Raw genomic sequence first — 21,626 nt, forward strand, 5'->3', positions numbered from 1 at the left:
GGAGCCTGCAATGAATAGGGGAGGAAAGCCTGCACCCCTGTGTACAGCATGAAAAAGGAGTTCTGCCATATGAAACTAGTAACATGGAATGTAAATGGAATCCGGGCTTGCGTCCGGAAAGGTTTTCTTGATTATTTTAACGAAATCGACGCCGAAGTGTTTTGTATTCAGGAGACGAAACTTGTCGCTGGCCAAATCGAGCTTGAGCTTGAAGGCTATCATCAATACTGGAATTATGCCGAGCGGAAAGGATATTCCGGAACGGCAATTTTTACAAAAAGAAAGCCGCTCTCCGTCCAATATGGACTTGGCCTCTCCGATGAGGAGCCGGAGGGCCGGGTTATTAGTCTTGAATTCGAAGATTACTATGTTGTGACGGTTTATTCGCCTAACTCGCAGCGAGACCTTGCCCGTTTGTCCTTCCGTCTTGATTGGGAAAGAGAGCTGCTCAAACATCTGAACATGCTGGAATCGATGAAACCGGTCATTTTATGCGGCGATTTGAATGTTGCCCATGCGCCGATCGATTTGCGCAATCCGAAATCAAACCTTGGCAACTCGGGGTTCACCGAGGAGGAGCGAGGCCGGTTCGGCACGCTTCTTGATGAAGGGTTCATCGACGCCTTCCGCCATCTGTACCCGGATGAAGAAGGGGCGTACACTTGGTGGTCTTATATGAGCAAAGTGAGGGAGCGAAATATCGGGTGGCGGATCGACTATTTTGTCCTGTCCGAAAAACTAAAGGACAGGCTGATTGATTGCCAAATCCATTGCCAGGTGATGGGAAGCGACCATTGTCCGGTCGTACTCGACCTTGATATGGACTGAAGTGGCGCTTAAGGGATCGATTCTTCCGGCATTCGTTTTATTGGAAAAATTCAGATCATTTGAGTATCCTACGGATAAGGGGGGAATTACATGTCTTTATCATTTGATAGAAAAGAAGAGACGTTTGTTTTTTTCGATGGAAAAGGGGAGAAAGTTGAGCGAAAGACCGAGGTGCGCTTCGATCCGCTGACAGGTGAGTCGTCACGGCTCGTATTCGATGCGGGGCTTGCTCCGGCAAAGACGGATTACAATGAGGCGGCGGAGCAAACCGGCGGCAAAAATTGTCCTTTCTGCAGTGAGAACATCTTGGCAATGACACCAGTTTTTCCAACCGAGATTGCGGAGGAAGGGCGGATCCGGCAAGGGGAAGCCATCCTTTTTCCAAATCTTTTTCCGTATAGCAAATACAATGGGGTCGTTGTTTTTTCGGGTAAGCATTACGTAAACCTTGAAGAATTCACCGTATCGATGATCAGGGATGCTTTTCTTGCGGCGCAGACGTTTATCCAGCGGGTTGCAGCGATTGATCCTGATGCAAAATACGCATCGATCAACTGGAATTATTTGCCGGCATCTGGCGGCAGCATTCTCCATCCGCATTTGCACGTCATTATTTCGGATACTCCGACGAACACACAGGCAATGATGTCCGAAAAGCTTGAACAGTTCAGGGATAAGAAGGGCAGCCATTACTTCTCAGAATTGGCTGCCGCGGAAAAAGAGGCAGGAGAGCGCTGGATTGGGACCACCTGCAGTATAGACTGGCTCCATGCGTTCGCTCCTAAAAGCCATCATGATGTGATTGCCGTTTTCAGCAATGCGTATTGCATCAATGATATTTCTGAGCGTAACTGGGAGAATTTTGCCAAAGGATTGACGAACATATTCGCCGGATTGGATGAAGCTGGGTTTTCAAGCTTTAATCTTTCCCTGACCTTGCCTGCCCACTCGTCATTACGGGAGAATGTGACGGCAAGGATTGTCCCGCGTCTCACAATGGGCATGCTTGGGACAAGCGATATCAACTTTTTTCAAATGCTTCATCAAGAACCGCTTACATACAAACGGCCTGAAGATGTAGCTGCTGATTACCGCCGTATTTTTGCCGGGCAGTGATTCCCGGCTTTTGTCACGATCGCTTCTTCTGATCATAAACTGGTAAGGCGAAGAATGATGGAGGTGGCGAAGATGGCAGTTGTAAAAGCGACGTCTTCCGATATTAACCTGCTGGCAAGGCTGCTCAGGGCGGAAGCGGAAGGAGAAGGCGTTCAGGGAATGCTCGCAGTCGGCAATGTCGGCGTCAACCGGATCAGAGGGAATTGCTCTGATTTTGTCGGTATCCGGACGGTCCCCCAAATGATTCACCAGCCACACGCGTTTGAGGCGGTGACTCACGGGTATTTCTATCAAAGGGCAAGGGAAAGCGAGCGGAGGCTGGCGAGGAGAGCCGTCAAAGGTGAACGGATTTGGCCGGCAAAGTTCAGTCTTTGGTATTTCCGTCCGGAAGGCGACTGTCCGCAGACGTGGTATGGCCAGCCGCTCGTCGGCAGATTCAAGCTGCACTGCTTTTACGAGCCGACTGCTGAGGAATGCGAAAACATTTATAATACCTTTTGAAAAAACAAGCGTTCTTGCCGGAGCGCTTGTTTTTTTATGTGTGGATCGGGGTATTAAATTTTAAGCAATACACAATTTGAAAAGGCCGGGAGGGATTGTTTTGGTAAAGGACAAGCCGATCATCGGATTAACGACCAATATCGAGATGGTGAGGGACAATGAAAGTTATACACTTTATTTAAGTTATCCCGAGGCGATCAAAAGGGCGGGCGGGATCCCGGTAGTGCTGACGCTTGGGGATGAGGAGATGGCGCGGACCTGGGTGTCGCTTTGTGATGGCATCCTGATGACAGGGGGAATGGACATTTCCCCGTCTTTTTACGGAGCAGAGCCGTCACTCGGCCTCGGACCGACAAATCCTTCTCTTGATGTGTCGGATTTACGGCTGATTGAAGAAGCAGGCAGCAAGGGGATTCCGCTATTTGGCATCTGCCGCGGTTCACAATTGATAAATGTTGCGTATGGCGGGACAATGATCCAGGATATCCAGACTGAAATACCCGGAGCGCTGGATCATTTGCATTTTGGCAATCGCTTTGGCGTGCTGAACCATGAGGTTATCGTGGAAAAAAACAGCACGCTCTATCGTGTTCTTCAAGAAGAGGTCGTTGCCGTCAACAGCTTTCACCACCAGGCGATCGGCCGGCTCGGAGAAGGGCTCGTTCCGATGGCCAGGTCGGCGGATGGAGTGATTGAAGCGTTTGAAAGCAGTGACGGCCGGATTATGGGCACACAGTTCCATCCGGAGGAGATGCAGAAATTCGATGACAGGATGTTCGAGCTCATGAAGATCTTTGTCGACAAATGCAGAGTCGGCTCTTACCGTCATACATTGGATTGTATAGCAGAATAATATTTATCTAGGCACCGTCCTTTATGAGGGCGGTGTTTTTTTATGGGCTCATATGAGCGGTGCTAGATATAGAGACTGGTTTTACTTGGATGTTATGACCAGGTGTTAAGAGTGGTTTTCGCTATTATGACCAGGTGTTATATTCTATTCTGACACCAACTTCATCGGCAAGAAATGAATAGTATTTTGATATAGTAAACGCCTTTGTGCTTGCGTGTTGAAGCCTGAAAATGAAGTGTTGTGCAGCGAAAAAAAGACTAACTTTGATGTTAGTCTCTGAATGTATCATTATATGTTTATAATACTGACATTAATGCACCGCCAATTGCTCCTGTCCCAACAACGATCCAGGGAGGTGCTTTCCAAAATACCAGCATGCAGAATAATATTGCTGCAAATGCAAAATCAATTGGATTTAAGATCGAACTCACCCAAATAGGCTGATAAAATGCTGAAATTAATATTCCAACAACCGCTGCATTCACGCCCATTAATGCACCATTTACTTTGGGATTTCGGCGCATTCTATCCCAAAAAGGCAACGTGCCAAAGATAAGCAGGAATGCAGGCAGGAAAATAGCAATCGTAGCAACAAGCCCTCCTTGCCAACCATCCATAACGGTTCCCAGATAGGCGGCGAATGTAAATAAAGGACCAGGCACTGCTTGTGCAGCACCGTAACCTGCCAAGAATGCTTCTTCACTTAACAAGCCAGTCGGTACTAATTCCCGTTCAAGTAAAGGCAAAACGACATGTCCGCCGCCGAACACCAAAGAACCTGAACGGTAAAAGCTATCAAACATGGCGATCCAGCGAATAGAAAATATTTCTCTTGCGACCGGCAACAGAAAAAGCAGCCCGCCATACAGAGTCAAGCATATTACGGCAAAAGTGCGTGACAGAGGAAAATGAATGCTTGGGGAACCGCTGTAAGCATGCTGATTATACAGAATAAAACCAATTAGTGCCGAAGCGGCGATGACACCGACTTGGGTAAAGGCGGTTTGCCATAAAAGGGTAATTACCAATGCAAACAGTGCAATCGTTTTTCGTTTTACATCTGGCGTCAATTTTTGTGCCATCCCTAAAATGGCATGCGCAACTACGGCTGCCGCAACGATTTTTAATCCGTGTATCCAACCGGCCTCACCCGGATCGAGACCCTGCAAAAGCAACGCAAATAACATAAGAGCGATAACAGAGGGCAGGGTAAAGCCAAGGAATGAAACAATTCCGCCCAGTATGCCCGCCCGCATCACGCCGATTCCAATTCCAACCTGACTGCTGGCTGGACCAGGCAAAAACTGACAAAGGGCAACTAAATCTGCGTAAGTTTTTTCATCCATCCACTTCCTTCTCTGTATATACTCATGGTGGAAGTAACCGAGATGGGCAACCGGTCCGCCAAATGATGTCAGACCGAGTTTCGTAGAAATGAGGAAGAGCTGTATTAATGATTGGCGTTTTTTCAATGACCTTCTCCCTTTATTGTTTTTTTCTTTGAGTTAAACACAAATGGGAACCCTTTTGAAGCTGGTAACTGCTAGAAAAATCATAGTATAGGGCCATTTTATTCTCAAGATGGAAACGGGCAATTTACATAAACTTTACACTGCTGAAACTCTTTTAGATGATGGTTGTTGGTGGCATGCTGGATTGCCACTACCACTGGCCGATATGCCTCAAGGAAGGCTGCCGTCACCAGCGCTTTGCGGAAATTACAGGAGCAACGGAGAATAAAGAAAATCGCACTAAAAAACGAGGATGCGGCCGGAATCAGAGTCGCTGATTTTCCGGGCATCCTCGTTTGGAAGACAGATCCTTTGCCATTATCTCGCTGTTCTAGCGGTGGCAAAAGATCTACTACAATTTTTAGTACGTTCTTGGCCGTAGACCGTTCAATCCCTTGGCGCCACCCAGAAAGCGGCGATGATGGTCAGGGCAAGGATGATGAACGGTGCGTAGAAGATCAGAAAATCGGTCACTATTTTTCCTCCTTCATGGATGATAATCGGTTTTGCCTTCGACATACTTTTTATCGAAAAGGAAAAGCCGTAGCAGTAAGTAGAGCGAAGGCAGGAGCAAGCAAAGCCCTCCGATGAAGGCGATGATCAGCGAGATCGCCATCGCTTCATTGGTAAAGCTCTCATAAAGCGTCAGGTGCGGATAAAGCAGGTACGGATAATGCGAATACCCGTAAGCGAAAAAGGCGAGAGCAAATTGTGCGACAAGCAAGCCGAAAGCGAGGCCGTATCGTCTTCTCTGGATGATGAGCACGACAGTGCCAAGAAACAGAATGAACGAAAGAAGGAAAGCACCCCACAGGTCGAGCATCCTTGCATAGTGCTCGGGATTATGGCCGCGTAATTCATAAATGATCCCGCCTGCTGTAATAATGGCGGGAAGCGCCCAGATGAGGGCATATTTCCGCATGAGTTCCGCCGCCTTCCGGTCACCGGATTTATTCGCATACCACGTCAGGAAAACAGCCGAGATGTAAAGGACCGCAGTAATGCTGAGGACGACGATGCTCCATGTGAGCGGGCTCGTGAACAATCCCCAGTAATCAAGTACAGGCTTGCCGTTCTCGATTGTGACAAAGCCGCCTTCCGAGATGGTGAGGACGATGGAAAGCGATGCCGGTATAAGAAGACCGGACAGCCCATACATGAACGCATAGCCCCGGTGTCCTTTTGTCCCATATGTTTCAAATGCATAGTACGAACCGCGAACCGCGAGCAGGATGATGGCGATGCTTGCCGGCACAAGCAGGATTGTCCCGTAATAAAAGGCGGTCTTCGGAAAAAATCCGACCATCCCGACGAAGAAGAAGACGAGGAAGACGTTCGTCACTTCCCAGACCGGGTTCAAGTACCGGCGGATGATGTCATTGATGAGGTGATGTTTCCTCGTCCAAAGCGTGTAAGCATTAAAGAATCCGGCGCCGAAATCGATCGAACCGATAATGATGTAGCCGAAAAGAAAAATCCAGAGGACGGAAATTCCGATTAATTCAAGATTCATTTAGGATCACCGCCTTTTTCTGCGGCCCGGTCCGCTAGTTCACGTTCTACCGGGTTGCTCCGGAACATTCTCCATAGGATGACGGCAGAACCGATACCGAGGACGATGTAAAGCCCTGCGAAAAGCATCAGCATCAAGTCGACATGGCCGCTTGAAGTGGCGGCATCCTTTGTCCTCATAAAACCGCGCAGGATCCACGGCTGCCTGCCTACTTCGGCAAGCCACCAGCCGGCTTCGATGGCGACGATGGCAAGCGGTCCGCCAAGCACAATGAGCCAGCGGTAAAAACGGGAGCGGACCCAGGCCCAATTGCGCTTGCTGCCAATCCAGAAAATAAGAGAGAGTCCTGCCAGAAACATGCCGATCGTTACCATGATGTCAAATAAGTAATGGATGTAAAGCGGCGGAATATCCTCTTCAGGGAAGTCGTTCAGCCCTGTTACTTCGGCATTCGGATTGGAATGGGCGAGTATGCTGAGTGCATATGGAATTTTGATTGCATATTTCACTTCACCGTCATCAAGTACTCCATACATCATGAGCGGTGCTTTCCCTTCGGTTTCAAAATGCCATTCAGCAGCTGCCAGTTTTTCCGGCTGGTACTCCGCCAAGTATTTTCCGGAAAAGTCGCCGATCAGCGCAGCGGAAATAGAAAAAATTAACCCGAGCTTCATCGTAAGCGCCAATGCTTTTTTATGATAAACATGATTCGACCCTCTTAAGAGCCTGAAAGCGGCGATTGAAGCAAGCAGGAATGCCGCTGTCATATAGGCGGTCGCGACGACATGCGCCACTTTTGTCGGCATCGCCGGGTTGAACATCGCCAGGAGAGGGCTGATATTGATCAGTTGGCCGTCAACAAAGTCGAATCCTTGCGGTGCATTCATGAACGCATTGACCATCGTGATGAAAACAGCGGAAAACGATGCGCCAATCGCGACGGGGATCAACAGCAGCATATGTTTCTTCTGATTCTCAAACCTGTCCCAAGTGTATAAATAAATGCCTAGAAAAATCGCTTCGAAGAAGAAAGCGAATGTTTCCATAAACAACGGCAGGGCGATCACATTTCCGGCAAGTTCCATGAAATTTGGCCAAAGCAAAGACAATTGCAGGCCGATTGCCGTTCCGGTCACGACGCCGACAGCCACCGTAATGACAAAACCGCGCGTCCACCGCCGGGCAAGCAGGATATAATGCTCATCATTTCTTTTGATGCCGACATACTGGGCAATCATGATCATCAGCGGAACGCCAACCCCGATTGTTGCGTAAATAATGTGGAATGACAGAGTCAGTTCTGTCAGCGCCCTGCTGTAAAACAAGGCATCACCATTTCCCATTCTCAGTTCCCCTTTCTTTTATCATCTGAAAAACCTTCCGATAATCGCCGCCAGCATGATGGCGGCAGCACCGAAGGCGAGCCACATCAAGATGCGCTCCTGTTTTTTATACATACAAATCACTCCTTCTTTGCTAACATACCCGTTCTGTGTAAAATTGAACGGGTACGACAGTGTGATCGCGATTCTTTCAAACAATTGTCATCAAATAGGCAAGATGCTTGTATGATGGGAGTAAGAGCGGAAAGGACAAGATGCATGGAAAATTGGATTATCGGCATGATTGAAGAATTCGGTTATATGGGAATCTTATTACTGATCATGGTTGAAAATTTATTCCCGCCGATTCCGTCGGAAGTGATTTTGTTGTTCGGCGGTTTCATTACTACGAAAGCAGAGCTGACTGTCGGCGGTGTTGTTTGGTTTTCGACACTTGGATCCGTTGCCGGTGCGATTATCCTATACGGAGTAGGGCGGCTTGCCGAGGTGAGCAGGCTTGAAGGATTTGTTGGCAAGTATGGGAGGGTGCTGCGCCTGACCGTTGATGATTTGCATAAAGCGGAAAAGTGGTTCGAACGCCGAGGAGTTCTCACTGTTTTCTTCTGCCGGTTCATCCCGGTGATTCGCAGCCTGATTTCGATACCTGCCGGCATGATGAAGATGAACTTTGGCGTTTTTCTCCTTTTCACCGCACTCGGGACTTTCATCTGGAATGCGGTCCTTGTCAGCATCGGGGCGGCTGTCGGCGAGTCCTGGCATGACATCATCCGCTATTTCGATACCTATTCGACTATTATGTATGCGATAATCGTCGTAGCATTCCTTGTTGTTGTGGTACTATGGATAAAAAAAAGAAGAAGATAAGGCGGTTTTAAAGATGAAGATAACTGACGATTCGATTGAAGAGCTTGTTGACCCGACAGGCATTTTACAAGGAAAAAGATATGAAGTGATCCTCCAGCTTGACGTGCCTGAGGATGATGAACTTTTCCGTGAACAGGGAGTCCATCTTAGGGCCATTTTTGCGGTCAATGACGATGCAGGCAGGCTTGTCCAGTATCATTTAATTGAAAACGGCTCGGATCAAGTGCTCGATTTTGGACTGGAAGACGAAGAAGAAGCAGAAGTGCTGGCGTATTGCCAAAAACGGCTTGACATCGGCGGGGAACAAGGCAATAATAGTTGAAAATAGAACGGTGACGGAAGGATCAGTACGCGGAAATGACGGTGACAGAGAACGGGGCTTATGAGCTGAAAGGCCCCGCCGCAGGTCAGCCGCCGAACCTGCCTCCGGAGTCCCATGCGAAACATGGGCGTATGCTGGCGTTAACAGCCAAAGGCGGGATGCGTTTTTTGGCGTCCAATTAAGGTGGTACCGCGGAAGAGAGCTCTTCCGTCCCTAACTCATAGGGACGGGAGGGCTCTTTTTCTTATCGGCTGGGCCGTTCGATCATGATGTGGCGAGGTGCAGGAGAATGAAGAAGATGAGGATTGTTGTAAAGATTGGCAGCAGTTCGTTGACAAACGAGCGGGGGGGCATTGATGAAGCGAGGTTCCAGGACCATGTGCGGGCAATTGCCGCGCTGCGGCATGCTGGGCATGAGGTGATCCTAGTGTCCTCTGGGGCGGTCGCTGCCGGATTCGCCCGGCTCGGCTATCCTTCCAGGCCGGTTACAATCAAAGGACGGCAGGCAGCCGCGGCTGTCGGGCAAAGCCTGCTTATCCAATATTATATTGAAAGCTTTGCCGCCTACGGCCTGATCCCTGCACAGATTTTGCTGACGAGAAGTGATTTTTCCAACAGGGAGCGATTCAGGAATGCGTTTGCGGCGTTCGAAGAACTGCTCGAACGGGGGATTCTCCCGATTATTAACGAGAATGATACGGTCTCCGTCGAGGAGCTGACGTTTGGCGACAACGACATGCTGTCAGCGCTGGTGAGCGGCTTCCTGCATGCTGACAGGCTGATCATTTTGACGGATGTGAATGGTTTGTATGACGCCGATCCGCGGATGAACCCGCTTGCCCGCCGGCTTGACAAGCTTGAAGAAATTCCGGACATCCTGCTGGAGGCGGCAGGCGGGGCCGGATCCAAGGCGGGGACAGGCGGCATGAAGTCCAAACTGCTCGCCGCAAAAAAAGCCCTCTCGCTCGGTGTTCCTACTTTTATCGGAAAAGGGGAGGGGGAGCGGAAGCTGATTGATATTTTGGAGTTGAGAGGCGACGGCACCTACATCGGCAAGCCGGGTCTTGTCCCGGTCAAAACCGGTAAACAATGGATTGCCATCCATTCCGAGGCCGCCGGCAAGGTGTTCGTCGATCAAGGGGCGGAAGAGGCGATTCTCTACAACGGTAAAAGCCTGCTTGCTCCCGGTGTGTTCAAAGTTCAGGGAACATTCCAAAAAGGAGATGTCGTCGAAGTTCATGGATCAGTTGGGCTGCTCGGCAAGGGAGAGGTCGGCTATTCATCGGATGAACTGAAAGCGGCCATCCAAAAAGGGGAGAGCGGCAAAAATCCGGTCATGCCGACAGTGGAAGTGATCCACCGCAACCGGTGGGTGAAAATATAAATGAGGGGGAAGATGACATGTCAGAAGTGATCAATAAAGGAAAGGCAGCTAAGCGAGCGAGCATTGAACTTGCGGCAGCTGCAGGGGAAGCAAGGGACGAAGCGCTTCGCTTGATCAGCACCCAATTGCTTGAAGACGAAGAAGAGATTTTGCGGGAAAACGCACGGGATCTGGATGAGGGCGAGAAAAATGGCCTGCCAAAAGCGGTGCTCGACCGGATTTTGCTTAATCCGGACAGACTGCAGGCGATGGCCGAAGCGGTCAGCACACTGGCTGCGATGCTGAGCCCGCTCGGCGAGACGCTTGAGACGATTGAAAAGGACAACGGTTTAAGAATGGTCCGCAAACGGGTGCCGATCGGGGTAATCGGGATGATTTACGAAGCAAGGCCAAATGTGACGGTCGATGCGGCGACCCTTTCGCTAAAAACGGGCAATGCCGTCATTCTGCGCGGCAGCTCATCTGCCATTCATTCCAATAAGGCATTGGTAAAATCAATCCACAAGGCGCTGGCAAAAAGTGCGGTTCCTGCGGAGGCAGTTGGACTGATCGAGGACACGAACCGGGAAACGGCGAAGGAGCTGTTCGGGCTCAACCAGTATCTCGATGTGCTCATTCCGCGCGGAGGCAAGAAATTTATTGAAACCGTCATCCGGGAAGCGAGCGTGCCGGTAATCGAAACAGGCGCAGGCAATTGCCATATTTTTATCGACCGGACGGCGAAACCGGAAATGGCGGAAGAGATTGTGATCAACGCGAAATGCCAGCGTCCGTCTGTCTGCAATGCGGTTGAAACCATCCTGATCGAAAAAGTCTGGTTCCGGGAGCACGGTGCATCGCTGCTGGAAAAGCTCCATGAACAAGAAGTCGAGATTGCGGGAGACGAAACCGTCACAGCTGCATGCCCTTTTGCCGAAAAGGCAACGGAAGAAGATTGGGAAGAAGAATATCTCGATCTCCGCGTCGCCGTCAAAACGGTGGACAGCGTCCAGGAGGCAATTGAGCATATCAACAAGTACGGTACCATGCACTCGGAAGCCATCATCACCGAGGACCCAGCTCATGCTGAACTGTTCCTTTCCCGTGTCGATGCGTCTTGTGTCTATCATAATGCGTCAACTAGATTTACAGATGGATTCGAGTTTGGCTACGGAGCGGAAATCGGCATCTCCACCCAGAAGCTGCATGCGCGTGGCCCGATGGGACTTGCGGCGATGACTTCCTCCAAGTATTTTATTTATGGAGACGGCCAAATTAGAAAATAAGACTGCAAAATTTCTTGTTTTTCGTACAACAAAACGGAATTTTCAGCAAACATATGCTACAATGAATGGTATCCAAATAATGCATTTGGCAACGAGAATGAAAAAGAGGAGATGTCCTTGTGAAAGACGAACGAATAATAGTACAAGAGGCCAGCAACTTGAAGCAAAAACCATCTTTCCATGATCTGTCTTTCGGCACTCATTTTACGGATCATATGTTTGCAATGGATTATACGGAAGGCGAGGGCTGGCATGATGCCCGCATCATTCCTTATCAGCCGATTGTCCTTGATCCGGCAGCGATTGTCTTTCATTACGGGCAAACCGTTTTTGAAGGGATGAAAGCATACAAGACGGACGAAGGCGAAATCGTATTGTTCCGTCCTGACGAGAACATGAAAAGGATGAACCGTTCATGCGACAGGCTGTGCATCCCGGATATCGACGAAGAATTGGCGCTCCATGGGCTGTACCAGCTGATCATGCTCGACCAGGCGTGGGTACCAGACGTTCCGGGCACATCGCTTTACATCCGCCCATTCATCTTTGCAACTGAACCATATCTCGGGGTGTCCCCGTCCAAAAAATATACATTTCTGATCATCCTGTCCCCGGTCGGCGCCTATTACAAAGAAGGCATCAACCCGGTCAGAATCGCCGTCGAAAGCGAATATGTCCGTGCGGCTGTTGGAGGAACAGGCAACGCTAAGACCGCCGGCAACTATGCAGGTGCGTTGAAGGCCCAGGAAGCAGCAGGAAGAGAAGGCTTCGCGCAAGTCCTCTGGCTTGACGGAAAAGAAAAGAAATACATTGAAGAAGTCGGCAGCATGAACGTCTTTTTCAAAATCAACGGCAAGATCGTCACTCCTGCCTTGAGCGGAAGCATCCTTGAAGGGATCACGCGCAAATCGGTGCTTGAGCTGCTCCGACACTGGGGCATGGATGTGGAAGAGAAAAGAATTTCGATGGAAGACCTTGCAGAGGCTTATAAAAACGGCGGATTGGAAGAAGCATTCGGCACGGGCACGGCTGCAGTCATCTCCCCGATCGGTGAGCTCGCCTGGAAAGGCGAAAACTGGACGATCAATGACGGCAAAACAGGACCAGTCGCAAAGAAACTGTATGATGTTTTGACCGGCATCCAGACCGGCAAGGAAGAAGACCCGTTCGGCTGGAGAGTCTCCATCGATGTACCGCAGGCAGCCGCCAAATAATGATTTGATAAAATCGCATGCTTCAGAAAATTTGCGCTTGACTATTCGAAACGGCTGTATTAGTATAGCCTATAATTCCATACAAAAAAGCAAAGATTGGAACTAGTAAAAGGCTTATAAACTTTTAGAGAGCCGGTGGGTGGTGGAAACCGGCAGTTAACCCCTTTGAACTCATCCAAGAGCTGGTCCCTGAACACCAACAGTAAGGGATGCCGGATTTCTTCCGTTATTAAGATAGGCGGTGATGGCCGCTGAAAACAAGTGGGTTTATGATCAATCATAACCAATTAGAGTGGTACCGCGAGCAACGCCTCGTCTCTATTTTTATAGAGACGGGGCTTTTTTATTTTAATCATGAACAGAGGAGTGGTTTCCGATGACAAAGAAAATATGGGTGTTTGACACGACGTTGAGAGATGGAGAACAAGTGCCGGGTGCGAAATTGAATTTATATGAAAAACTTGAGGTCGCAAAGCAATTAAGAAATCTCCGAGTCGATATGATCGAAGCGGGATTCCCCTCATCCTCCGCCGGCGATTTTCAGGCTGTCAAGGAAATCGCGATGAAGGTAGGGAACAAGGATGATGTGATCATTACCGCCTTAGCCCGGGCCGTTCAGTCAGATATCGATGCAGTCTATTCAAGCGTAAAATATGCTGAAAATCCGCTTATCCATATCGTTTTGGGCACATCGGACATTCACGCAGAAAAGAAATTCGGCAAATCGAAAAACGAAATCATGAATATTGGAGTGGAGGCTGTCAAATACGCCAAAACACTGCTTCCGGATGTGCAATATTCAACAGAAGACGCTTCCCGATCTGATTTTGACTATTTATGGGCAACGATTGAAGCGGTTGTCAAAGCGGGAGCGACGATGATCAATGTGCCCGATACCGTCGGGTTCGCTGAGCCGGAGGAATTCGGCCACTTGATCTATCGGATCAATGACCGCTTAAAGAATTTGAATGATCAAGTGCTGTTAAGTGTCCACTGCCACAACGATTTGGGCATGGCGACAGCCAATACATTGGCAGCCATTAAAAATGGCGCGGACAAAGTGGAGTGCACAATCAACGGAATCGGAGAACGGGCAGGAAATGCATCCTTGGAGGAAGTCGTGATGGCCCTCCATACGCGTCCTGAAATCTACCAAGCATACACGGATATACAGACGAAGGAAATTATGAATACATCAAGGATGGTAAGTGGTTTTATGGGGCTGGACGTCCAAGTGAATAAAGCGATTACCGGCGAAAATGCGTTTGCCCATTCTTCGGGCATTCACCAGGATGGACTGATCAAATCAAGAGATACGTATGAAATCATTCAGCCTGCCGATATCGGGCTTGATGACATGGAGCTTGTATTGACTGCCCGGTCCGGAAGACATGCCGTAAAAACCGCTTTTCAAAAATTAGGCATGCAGCCGTTTGAAGAAGCGGAGTTCGAAGACATATTTGCTGATTTTCTTGAATTGGCCGACGCCAAAAAAGAAGTATACAACCATGATCTCTATGTGATCATTGAGAACCATTACAAGAAGCATAACCCGATGGAGGAGGACGTCCACCATTTCAGCGACCACTTTTACGAATTACTTGACCTTCAAGTCGTCAGCAATTCAAAGTTCCCTTTTGCCAGCGTTGAACTAAAGAAAGCTGGTGAATCGATAAAAGGAAGTGCGGCTGGCTCCGGCCCGATCGACGCCTTATATTCCGCCATCATGGACGCATGCAGTATTGATGTGAAGCTCGTTCAATACGACATAAGAAGTGTTTCGAGGGGGAAAGAAGCTTTGGGCAAAGTAAAAATCCAAGTGGAATTCCAGGGTGAAACATATATCGCCAAAGCATCGCATACCGACATTCTTAAGGCGAGCGCTGAGGCGTATATCAATGCGATCAACACGATTGTCGTTGAACACTTACTGCCTGCGACTTTCTCTTGATTAGTTTGCGGCTGATCCAAAACGGGTAAAGAACAGTCAGTAGTTATACCGAAACAGGAGGCCGTTCATGACTATCGTATCCGACCGGCGAGGCGCCGCTTTTTGCAACAGCGAGTATGATGCTTTACAAAAAGTGATTCTCTGCCCGCCGACACATATGGAAATCAAAGACATCATTAATGAAACGCAGAAACAATATGCGGATGAAAATATCGACCCGGACAGGGCGTTGAAGGAACATCAAGCTTTTGCTGCGACACTTGAAGATAATGGGGTGCATGTCACCCTTCTTCCGCCCCGGAAAGAGTTTCCAGAGCAAGTATTCACCCGTGACATTGGCTTTACGATCGGGGAAAAAGTGTTTGTCGGGGAAATGGCTGCGGAAATCAGGCAGGGAGAAGAAGACGTGCTCACCGAAAAACTGCAGCACGAAAAGATTCCCTTTGAGCAGTTGACACACGGCACGATCGAAGGCGGCGATGTCATCGTCGACCGCAACACCGTTTATGTCGGCGTCAGCAGCCGGACGAACGGGGAGGCGATCGTTGAACTGATTAATAAATTGCCTGACCACCAAATAGTGCCGGTGCCGTTCAAAGAGGAATACCTGCATCTTGATTGTGTTTTCAACATCCTTTCCGAAAAGGATGCACTCGTTTTCCCGGAAGCGCTTGACCGGGAAACACTGTCGATGCTCGATTCACGCTACAAGCTGATCGAAGTGTCGAAGGAAGAACAGTTCACACTCGGTACGAACGTTCTGTCGATCGGCGACAAGAAGGTGTTAAGCCTGCCGGTCAACGAAGAAGTGAACCGGAGTCTCCGCAGCCGGAATTTTAATGTGCTGGAAGTGGACATGTCGGAAATCATCAAGTCCGGCGGCTCATTCCGCTGCTGCTCACTGCCGGTGTACCGAAAATAATATAAATCACAGAGTCCATCCGGTGTGCGGATGGACTATTTTCTATCCAACTGGTTGCGGTTTCCAATCACCATGACAAGTGTCATGTTTTTCTCATGACAATTATGCCTGTATGAAAACGAATTCTTCCCTTATCCTAAAGATACAGAGTTTTATAGGGAGGTACGTATATGTCATTCCATGACCATAAAAGTATGAGAAAACAAGTGGCTCCATATGAAAAAGCAAATTTGAGAACGAGCATCTGGCAGATTGTAAACACCCTTTTGCCGTTTTTCGCCCTTTGGTATTTGGCGCTGAAAAGCATGTCCGTTTCCTATTGGCTGACGCTTGCCATCAGTGCAGTCGCAGCAGGATTCCTCGTGCGGATTTTCATCATTTTCCATGATTGCTGCCATATGTCCTTTTTCAAAAACAGGCGGGCCAACCGGATTTTAGGAACCATCACGGGTGTTCTGACGCTTGTCCCTTACGAACAGTGGAAACACAGCCATTCGATCCATCACGCAACAAGCAGCAACCTCGACAAGCGTGGGATCGGCGATGTATGGGTAATGACAGTGGACGAGTATTTGGAAGCTTCGAAATGGAGAAGGCTCAGCTATAGAATCTACCGTAATCCTTTCGTTATGTTTGTGCTTGGACCTATTTACGTGTTTCTGATCGCGTACCGGTTCAATACAAAAACCGCAAAACCGAAAGAGCGAAGAAACACCTATCTGACGAACTTTCTGATAGTGGCCTCAGCTGCACTGGTGTGCTGGATCGTCGGCTGGCAGGCATTTCTGCTCATCCAGGGGCCGATTTTCTTCCTCTCCGGTTCTCTCGGCATTTGGCTCTTTTATGTCCAGCATCAATTTGAGGATACGTATTACGAGACGCAGGATCAGTGGGATTTTGTCAAAGCGGCAATGGACGGAAGCTCTTACTATAAACTGCCGAAAGTGCTTCAATGGCTGACCGGCAATATCGGCTTTCACCATATCCACCATTTGAGCCCGCGTGTGCCGAATTATTATCTGGAAGAGTTGCATGAAAAGCATGAAACCTTCCAGGACGTCCCGACGATTACATTGAAGACAAGCTTGAAATCACTTCGCTTTAAGCTATGGGATGAAAAAGAGAAACAATTCATCAGCTTCAGCGAAATCAAAAGCATGGAAAATGAAAAGAGAACGAAAGTGAAACCTTCAGTCAAAACCGCAAAATCCTGAATTGGCAAGGCAGGCAAGCCCCCATGTGGTATGATGGCATGGAGGGCTTGCCTTTTATTTATCGGAACGGAGGAAAAAGATGAAGAAACGAATCGCAAGCAAGCTGTCAGGCATTTCGCCTTATATTTGGAGCATCTTCACAATCCTGCCGTTTTATTTTATATTCCAGTCTACATCCATCATTGAGACCATTACGGGAATCGTGCTGACCGGCCTGTTTTTCATTGTTTTCCGGCTCGCCTTCCTTTCTAAGCGCTGGCCGGTCTATTTATGGACCTGCATTTTGATCGCCATATCCATTACGATGACGATTCTTTTTCAATTTATCTATTTTGCATTTTATATCGCGTATTATAACGGAAACATCAAAAACCGGATTGCCTTTCTAACCTTGTACATCATCCATCTCGTGGCAACCACTGCATCGATCAATTTCAATCTCGTCATGCAGGATCCGCTCTTTTTGAAACAGATCCCGTTCATTGTCATCATTTATATCTCTGTTATCCTTCTCCCGTTCAATGTCTTCAATCGAAAAAAACAGGAGAAACTGGAAGCGCAGCTCGAAGTCGCAAACACGAGGATTGCCGAATTGGTCAAACAGGAGGAGCGGCAGCGGATTGCCAGAGACCTGCATGATACGCTAGGGCAAAAGCTGTCGCTGATCGGCTTGAAAAGTGATCTGGCCGGAAAACTGGTCTATAAAGATCCGGAACAGGCGAAGGCGGAGTTGAAGGATGTCCAGCAGACGGCAAGGACCGCACTGAACGAAGTGCGGAATATGGTGTCAGCTATGCGAGGAATCAAGCTTAGGGACGAACTGGTGATGGTGGAGCAGATTTTGATAGCGGCAGGAATCGGCTACTCTGCCAGTTATAACCCTCCGCTGCAAAACGTCAACCTTTTCCTTGAAAACATTTTAAGCATGTGTTTGAAAGAAGCGGTAACGAATGTCGTGAAGCATAGCAACGCATCGGCTTGCAACATCATCATCGAACAAAATGAACGGGAAGTGACTGTGACAGTGAGTGACGATGGCCGCGGACTCGGCGAGAAACTTGAACCGGGAAACGGACTTTCTGGAATGAGGGAGAGGCTTGAGTTTGTAAATGGAAGCTTGAAACTTGAGACGGGGAAAGGCACAACCGTCATCATGACCGTACCGAAAGTGAAAGGGCAGGAAGGAAAGGCGGTGGAATCATGATCAGAATCGTACTGGCAGAAGACCAACGGATGATGCTCGGGGCACTCGGATCACTGCTAAGTCTGGAAGAGGACATGGAAGTGGTCGGTAAAGCGGCGAATGGAACAGAAGCAGTGGAACTTGTCCGCAGCCTTTCGCCGGATATTTGCATCATGGATATTGAAATGCCGGAAAAAACCGGATTGGAAGCGGCCGAGGAAATCCAGGACACCGGCTGCAAAGTGATCATTCTGACCACTTTTGCGAGAACCGGATATTTCCAGCGGGCAATCCGTGCCGGCGTCCAAGGCTACTTGCTGAAAGACAGCCCGAGCGAAGAACTCGCAAGCTCCGTCCGAGCCGTCATGGCAGGCAGGCGGATGTATGCACCTGAATTGATGGACGATCTCTACAGCGAAGAAAACCCGCTGACCGAAAGGGAAAAAGCCGTTCTGGAACTTGTCGCGGACGGCCTCAACACAAAAGAAATCGCCGACGAACTGAGCATCAAAACGGGTACTGTCCGCAATTATATATCGCAGATCATGGATAAACTCGAAGTCACCAACCGGATTGAAGCGATTGCCCAGTCGAAGAAGAAGGGTTGGTTTAAATAGAAGGCGAGGGTGCTTGAGGGGATGAGGCTTGGGGATTGACTGGTAGATGGCTCTATGCACCCCCTCCCCGTCTGGGATTGTGTCAGTCTTCGGTCACATAGAAGGACATTCGCTCGGGAGTTCTATTCCCTTCTGGGACGTACAGTTTAACAGTCTCAAACCTTTAATACATAAAGGTTTGTGAGAAATTAGGGATTCGGTCGGGGCTTCGTTCATCGATGCAGAATCCCTTTTTTTATACGTGATTATAGTTCCGGAATTAACTTCTATTTCAATCAAGATGAAGGATTTTTTATTATGACTTAGAAATCGGGTTTGTTTGATGTAGATTTTGATACAGAGGAAGTCGAAATCATACCGCAACAATCCAAGGTAAAAGTTAATGATTCAAAAAGCATTGAGGATGCATTGATTATTATTCTTCAACAAATGAAAACATGTGGCTATAGAGAGCTTATAATAAAGGGTTATGAAACTATAGTCCACATTTCCAAAAGGCAGCGTATGTAGAATATTTGGAGGATATAAAAGTAGATACAACTTATCGGTGATAGGTTCAATGATTGTTTCAAATCAGACAAAGCTCACACGTTTAAAGACTCTAAAATCATTCTTAAGTAAATGCTTTAATAATTGATAGTAAAAATCTAAGTTTTAGCAATCTATTAATGTAAAAGTGGATTTATTGTTTTAATAGGGGTTAAAGTGAAAAATTTATAAATTCATTATCATAATCTTCTACTCTAGAAACAAAATAAACACAATGTAAATATAGATTGTTTACCCTTACATCAATTTGCGAATGAAATAGGGGGATTTTTTCCTATCCAGACTAGATAACTTAGATAATTACTATAGGCTTGACTTCTACTTTTAATAATTATTATCATAATTTACATAGAAGTATAGATATTTCTAAATTACTTGTGGCTCTATGGGGCCTAATGTTGCATAAAATGAAAATAGGCTTCTTGACTTACGTTTGCTATAGATGGGTTATGAACAAAAAAACTAAGACATTCATTTGTCTTAGCTTGTCCAGTTAATTTTCTTCAGGGTTCTTTATGAAATGATAAATAATATAAATAAGGGTAGGAATAATAGCAAAAAAAATAGAAATTAATGCCAATTCAAAGAATAGTGTATTATATGAGAAGGTTGTTTTTATTTTACCTTCGATTAAATCAGTAACAGGATTAGCACCTATTGAAGCAAGGATGAAAATAAAAGCAAGTTCCATTCCTGCAGCGTTTATATTTTTTATCAAATTGGGAACTTCTAGGTTAGATGTATCGTAGATAAACCTGAACTGTTGAAGAAACTTATTATATATTTTTTTCTGAAGCAAAAGCCCTGCCATTCCGATTACGGCTAGTATGATTAATAATATCAAAGGATAATGTGTAAGTTGCGATAATAATGTTAGTGAACACAAAACAGCTAAAAATAACAGGGTAATTCGAAAGAATATTTTCATTGTTTAGACCACCTTTGGAAATACTTTAATATTCATACGAATAAACGTTCGAAAAGTTTCAGCGTTGTTGATAAATAATAGTAATTAAAGAAGTGTTATTCGATGATTGGTAAAATTATTGACTGTTTGTAAAAAAAAGAGAGCTTTGGAGGCGTCACGATTTCTGATATTGAGGTAGGGTATTTGTGACATCTGACAGACACACGAAATGGAGTTAAGAACGAAACAAACATGGCTTTGCTTCAAGCTTGAATCTCGGTCTAAGTACGTAATTTGACCGAATCACTAATTCGATAAGTAGCTCAGCAGGAAAGAGCAACGGCCTTCTAGGCCGTCGATCGGGAGTTCGAATCTCTCCTGGGACGCTAAAAAAATGGGTACATAAGCCCGTCAAATCAACCTCTTATATCGTTTAGTGAAACGGTCAGTATAACGGTCATGTAAGAAATTACACCGTATATCGACTATTTAACGATATAGGAGGTTTTTTTGTATGACCAAACGCAAGGGACTGTTAGATGTTAAAGTGGATGTTAAAGATTTACTAGCTAAGTATGGTTGTGATAGTAACAGACAAAGGATAAATAGACAAACTTGTCGCTCTTGGTGTTTTGGATATAGCAAAGGCAACAGAGCAAATAGGCAAGCATAAAACACCATTTTACATCTAGGTCAACGTTCCCAAGGCTGAAGGCGACAGTAATAGTCTAGTATTAACTGTTGAGAGTGTCGAAGAAGACAAAAAAATAGACACGATTATTGCTACATTTTTTATGGAAGAGAAAGCAAGCAAACTATTGTCGAAGACATACTACTATGAGAATGTGAAACCAAATTACAAGGCAATAGAAGATAATTTAATGAATTACTAAATCAGTTAATAATATTATGGGAGCAGGATGATAGCAACTATGTGGTAGAAGCTATTGTATCTGCTCTTTTTGCGTTGATAACTATTTTTCCGTAAAAGTAACATAATAACTTATTTATTCATAAAAGAGGTATTAGGACTGAAAGGAGGAACACCCATACATGCTCTTAGTGGGTTAAAGGTGGCAGGCTTGAAATACACAGCAGCGAGAGTATATACATTTGTCAAAGAAGCTCTTTGAATGTGTTCAAGGCGACAAGTATCGACCGCGTAGAAAGGGAAAGGAGGAAGGTTTAAATTGGAGTATAGAAGCAAAAAATCTCGTTCTATTTTTTTACATGTTATAATATTCCTGTAGTTAGCTATTAATCAGGATTACCTAAGAGAGAATATAGGAGAACAGTCATGACATGAAAAATTATGGGGAAGAACTTGCATATTGGTATTTACGACTAAATGGATTTTTTGTTTTAGACAACTTTGTTTATCACAGAACGGAGAACAATAGAGACGGGGATGCCGATTTAATTGGTTTGCTGTTACCGTCAAGTAGTTTTGAACACTTTTTGCTAACTAGGATTGAACATGTTCTTCTCTGAATATGGTGCTTCTGTGTTTGATTCGATAACTGTCCTCATTCAGGTGGATTACTTCGACCCGATGAAGGAGTCTGTCCA

General features: G+C 46.8%; 20 protein-coding genes, 1 pseudogene and 1 other annotated feature. Of the genes and pseudogenes, 15 read left to right on the forward strand and 6 right to left on the reverse strand.

The features are described from left to right. The first annotated feature begins 69 nt into the window (after window positions 1-69). From AC0TWI_RS08745 to AC0TWI_RS08760, 4 genes are all read left to right on the forward strand, one after another. Complete coding sequence (locus AC0TWI_RS08745; RefSeq protein ID WP_488125959.1) at window positions 70-828, forward strand: exodeoxyribonuclease III; 759 nt, start codon at window positions 70-72, stop codon at window positions 826-828. A gap of 90 nt (window positions 829-918) precedes the next feature. Further along, entirely contained in the window at window positions 919-1,944 is a 1,026-nt protein-coding gene (locus AC0TWI_RS08750; RefSeq protein ID WP_488125960.1) for a hypothetical protein, read from the forward strand. A gap of 72 nt (window positions 1,945-2,016) precedes the next feature. Next, window positions 2,017-2,445, forward strand: a complete 429-nt coding sequence (locus AC0TWI_RS08755; RefSeq protein ID WP_488125961.1) for a cell wall hydrolase — start codon at window positions 2,017-2,019, stop codon at window positions 2,443-2,445. Window positions 2,446-2,545: 100 nt separating this feature from the next. Continuing rightward, window positions 2,546-3,298 (forward strand): gamma-glutamyl-gamma-aminobutyrate hydrolase family protein, encoded by a 753-nt coding sequence (locus AC0TWI_RS08760; protein ID WP_488125962.1) that lies wholly within the window; start codon window positions 2,546-2,548, stop codon window positions 3,296-3,298. Between the two features lie 296 nt (window positions 3,299-3,594). On the opposite strand, the gene AC0TWI_RS08765 is transcribed toward AC0TWI_RS08760, so the two are convergent. The 4 genes from AC0TWI_RS08765 to AC0TWI_RS08780 form a co-directional block, all read right to left on the reverse strand. Continuing rightward, window positions 3,595-4,770, reverse strand: coding sequence for a chromate transporter (locus AC0TWI_RS08765; RefSeq protein ID WP_488125963.1), 1,176 nt, complete (start codon window positions 4,768-4,770; stop codon window positions 3,595-3,597). A gap of 426 nt (window positions 4,771-5,196) precedes the next feature. Beyond that, entirely contained in the window at window positions 5,197-5,283 is an 87-nt protein-coding gene (gene cydS / locus AC0TWI_RS08770) for a cytochrome bd oxidase small subunit CydS family protein (protein WP_488125982.1), read from the reverse strand. 13 nt (window positions 5,284-5,296) lie between these two features. After that, complete coding sequence (locus tag AC0TWI_RS08775; protein WP_488125964.1) at window positions 5,297-6,322, reverse strand: cytochrome d ubiquinol oxidase subunit II; 1,026 nt, start codon at window positions 6,320-6,322, stop codon at window positions 5,297-5,299. Continuing rightward, window positions 6,319-7,665, reverse strand: coding sequence for a cytochrome ubiquinol oxidase subunit I (locus AC0TWI_RS08780; protein ID WP_488125965.1), 1,347 nt, complete (start codon window positions 7,663-7,665; stop codon window positions 6,319-6,321). The genes AC0TWI_RS08775 and AC0TWI_RS08780 overlap by 4 nt, the downstream gene beginning before the upstream one ends. A 258-nt stretch (window positions 7,666-7,923) precedes the next feature. Here AC0TWI_RS08780 and AC0TWI_RS08785 point away from each other — a divergent pair, with 258 nt between their 5' ends. The 10 genes from AC0TWI_RS08785 (at window position 7,924) to AC0TWI_RS08830 (ending at window position 18,601) form a co-directional block, all read left to right on the forward strand. Continuing rightward, window positions 7,924-8,529, forward strand: a complete 606-nt coding sequence (locus AC0TWI_RS08785) for a DedA family protein (RefSeq protein WP_488125966.1) — start codon at window positions 7,924-7,926, stop codon at window positions 8,527-8,529. 13 nt (window positions 8,530-8,542) lie between these two features. Continuing rightward, on the forward strand, window positions 8,543-8,851 hold the full coding sequence (locus tag AC0TWI_RS08790; RefSeq protein WP_488125967.1) for a DUF6509 family protein: 309 nt from the start codon (window positions 8,543-8,545) through the stop codon (window positions 8,849-8,851). Window positions 8,852-9,140: 289 nt separating this feature from the next. After that, complete coding sequence (proB, locus tag AC0TWI_RS08795; RefSeq protein WP_488125968.1) at window positions 9,141-10,235, forward strand: glutamate 5-kinase; 1,095 nt, start codon at window positions 9,141-9,143, stop codon at window positions 10,233-10,235. A 17-nt stretch (window positions 10,236-10,252) separates the two neighbouring features. Next, window positions 10,253-11,500: a glutamate-5-semialdehyde dehydrogenase gene (locus AC0TWI_RS08800; protein ID WP_488125969.1), complete on the forward strand. Its 1,248-nt coding sequence runs from the start codon at window positions 10,253-10,255 to the stop codon at window positions 11,498-11,500. 119 nt (window positions 11,501-11,619) lie between these two features. Beyond that, on the forward strand, window positions 11,620-12,714 hold the full coding sequence (locus tag AC0TWI_RS08805) for a branched-chain amino acid aminotransferase (protein WP_488125970.1): 1,095 nt from the start codon (window positions 11,620-11,622) through the stop codon (window positions 12,712-12,714). A gap of 83 nt (window positions 12,715-12,797) precedes the next feature. Next, window positions 12,798-13,037: a binding site (T-box leader), on the forward strand. 53 nt (window positions 13,038-13,090) lie between these two features. Next, the gene (locus AC0TWI_RS08810) at window positions 13,091-14,665 is read left to right on the forward strand and encodes a 2-isopropylmalate synthase (RefSeq protein ID WP_488125971.1); all 1,575 of its coding nucleotides are present in this window, start codon (window positions 13,091-13,093) and stop codon (window positions 14,663-14,665) included. Window positions 14,666-14,732: 67 nt separating this feature from the next. Next, window positions 14,733-15,587 (forward strand): dimethylarginine dimethylaminohydrolase family protein, encoded by an 855-nt coding sequence (locus AC0TWI_RS08815; RefSeq protein WP_488125972.1) that lies wholly within the window; start codon window positions 14,733-14,735, stop codon window positions 15,585-15,587. A gap of 170 nt (window positions 15,588-15,757) precedes the next feature. Next, complete coding sequence (gene desA / locus AC0TWI_RS08820) at window positions 15,758-16,801, forward strand: Delta(5) desaturase DesA (protein WP_488125973.1); 1,044 nt, start codon at window positions 15,758-15,760, stop codon at window positions 16,799-16,801. Between the two features lie 79 nt (window positions 16,802-16,880). Continuing rightward, complete coding sequence (locus AC0TWI_RS08825; RefSeq protein WP_488125974.1) at window positions 16,881-18,005, forward strand: sensor histidine kinase; 1,125 nt, start codon at window positions 16,881-16,883, stop codon at window positions 18,003-18,005. Then, window positions 18,002-18,601 carry a response regulator transcription factor gene (locus AC0TWI_RS08830; protein WP_488125975.1) on the forward strand — a complete coding sequence of 200 codons (600 nt, stop codon included), beginning with the start codon at window positions 18,002-18,004 and terminating at the stop codon, window positions 18,599-18,601. The genes AC0TWI_RS08825 and AC0TWI_RS08830 overlap by 4 nt, the downstream gene beginning before the upstream one ends. A gap of 1,042 nt (window positions 18,602-19,643) precedes the next feature. Here the strand turns inward: AC0TWI_RS08830 and AC0TWI_RS08835 are convergent. Next, complete coding sequence (locus AC0TWI_RS08835) at window positions 19,644-20,078, reverse strand: hypothetical protein (protein WP_488125976.1); 435 nt, start codon at window positions 20,076-20,078, stop codon at window positions 19,644-19,646. A gap of 493 nt (window positions 20,079-20,571) precedes the next feature. On the opposite strand from AC0TWI_RS08835, the gene AC0TWI_RS08840 reads away from it, so the two are divergent. Beyond that, entirely contained in the window at window positions 20,572-20,730 is a 159-nt protein-coding gene (locus AC0TWI_RS08840) for a hypothetical protein (protein ID WP_488125977.1), read from the forward strand. Between the two features lie 792 nt (window positions 20,731-21,522). On the opposite strand, the pseudogene AC0TWI_RS08845 reads toward AC0TWI_RS08840, so the two are convergent. Then, window positions 21,523-21,626, reverse strand: a pseudogene (locus AC0TWI_RS08845) (ATP-binding protein); the annotation flags it as partial.

The sequence above is a fragment of the Lederbergia sp. B243.17 genome, from assembly GCF_057657925.1.

What these genes read in the sequence shown, in the direction of transcription:
- AC0TWI_RS08745 (WP_488125959.1), top strand. Translation starts at nt 70, where the DNA reads ATGAAACTAGTAACATGGAATGTAAATGGAATCCGGGCTTGCGTCCGG.
- AC0TWI_RS08750 (WP_488125960.1), top strand. Translation starts at nt 919, where the DNA reads ATGTCTTTATCATTTGATAGAAAAGAAGAGACGTTTGTTTTTTTCGAT.
- AC0TWI_RS08755 (WP_488125961.1), top strand. Translation starts at nt 2,017, where the DNA reads ATGGCAGTTGTAAAAGCGACGTCTTCCGATATTAACCTGCTGGCAAGG.
- AC0TWI_RS08775 (WP_488125964.1), bottom strand. Translation starts at nt 6,322, where the DNA reads ATGAATCTTGAATTAATCGGAATTTCCGTCCTCTGGATTTTTCTTTTC.
- AC0TWI_RS08780 (WP_488125965.1), bottom strand. Translation starts at nt 7,665, where the DNA reads ATGGGAAATGGTGATGCCTTGTTTTACAGCAGGGCGCTGACAGAACTG.
- AC0TWI_RS08785 (WP_488125966.1), top strand. Translation starts at nt 7,924, where the DNA reads ATGGAAAATTGGATTATCGGCATGATTGAAGAATTCGGTTATATGGGA.
- AC0TWI_RS08790 (WP_488125967.1), top strand. Translation starts at nt 8,543, where the DNA reads ATGAAGATAACTGACGATTCGATTGAAGAGCTTGTTGACCCGACAGGC.
- proB (WP_488125968.1), top strand. Translation starts at nt 9,141, where the DNA reads ATGAAGAAGATGAGGATTGTTGTAAAGATTGGCAGCAGTTCGTTGACA.
- AC0TWI_RS08800 (WP_488125969.1), top strand. Translation starts at nt 10,253, where the DNA reads ATGTCAGAAGTGATCAATAAAGGAAAGGCAGCTAAGCGAGCGAGCATT.
- AC0TWI_RS08810 (WP_488125971.1), top strand. Translation starts at nt 13,091, where the DNA reads ATGACAAAGAAAATATGGGTGTTTGACACGACGTTGAGAGATGGAGAA.
- AC0TWI_RS08815 (WP_488125972.1), top strand. Translation starts at nt 14,733, where the DNA reads ATGACTATCGTATCCGACCGGCGAGGCGCCGCTTTTTGCAACAGCGAG.
- desA (WP_488125973.1), top strand. Translation starts at nt 15,758, where the DNA reads ATGTCATTCCATGACCATAAAAGTATGAGAAAACAAGTGGCTCCATAT.
- AC0TWI_RS08825 (WP_488125974.1), top strand. Translation starts at nt 16,881, where the DNA reads ATGAAGAAACGAATCGCAAGCAAGCTGTCAGGCATTTCGCCTTATATT.
- AC0TWI_RS08830 (WP_488125975.1), top strand. Translation starts at nt 18,002, where the DNA reads ATGATCAGAATCGTACTGGCAGAAGACCAACGGATGATGCTCGGGGCA.
- AC0TWI_RS08835 (WP_488125976.1), bottom strand. Translation starts at nt 20,078, where the DNA reads ATGAAAATATTCTTTCGAATTACCCTGTTATTTTTAGCTGTTTTGTGT.
- AC0TWI_RS08840 (WP_488125977.1), top strand. Translation starts at nt 20,572, where the DNA reads ATGACCAAACGCAAGGGACTGTTAGATGTTAAAGTGGATGTTAAAGAT.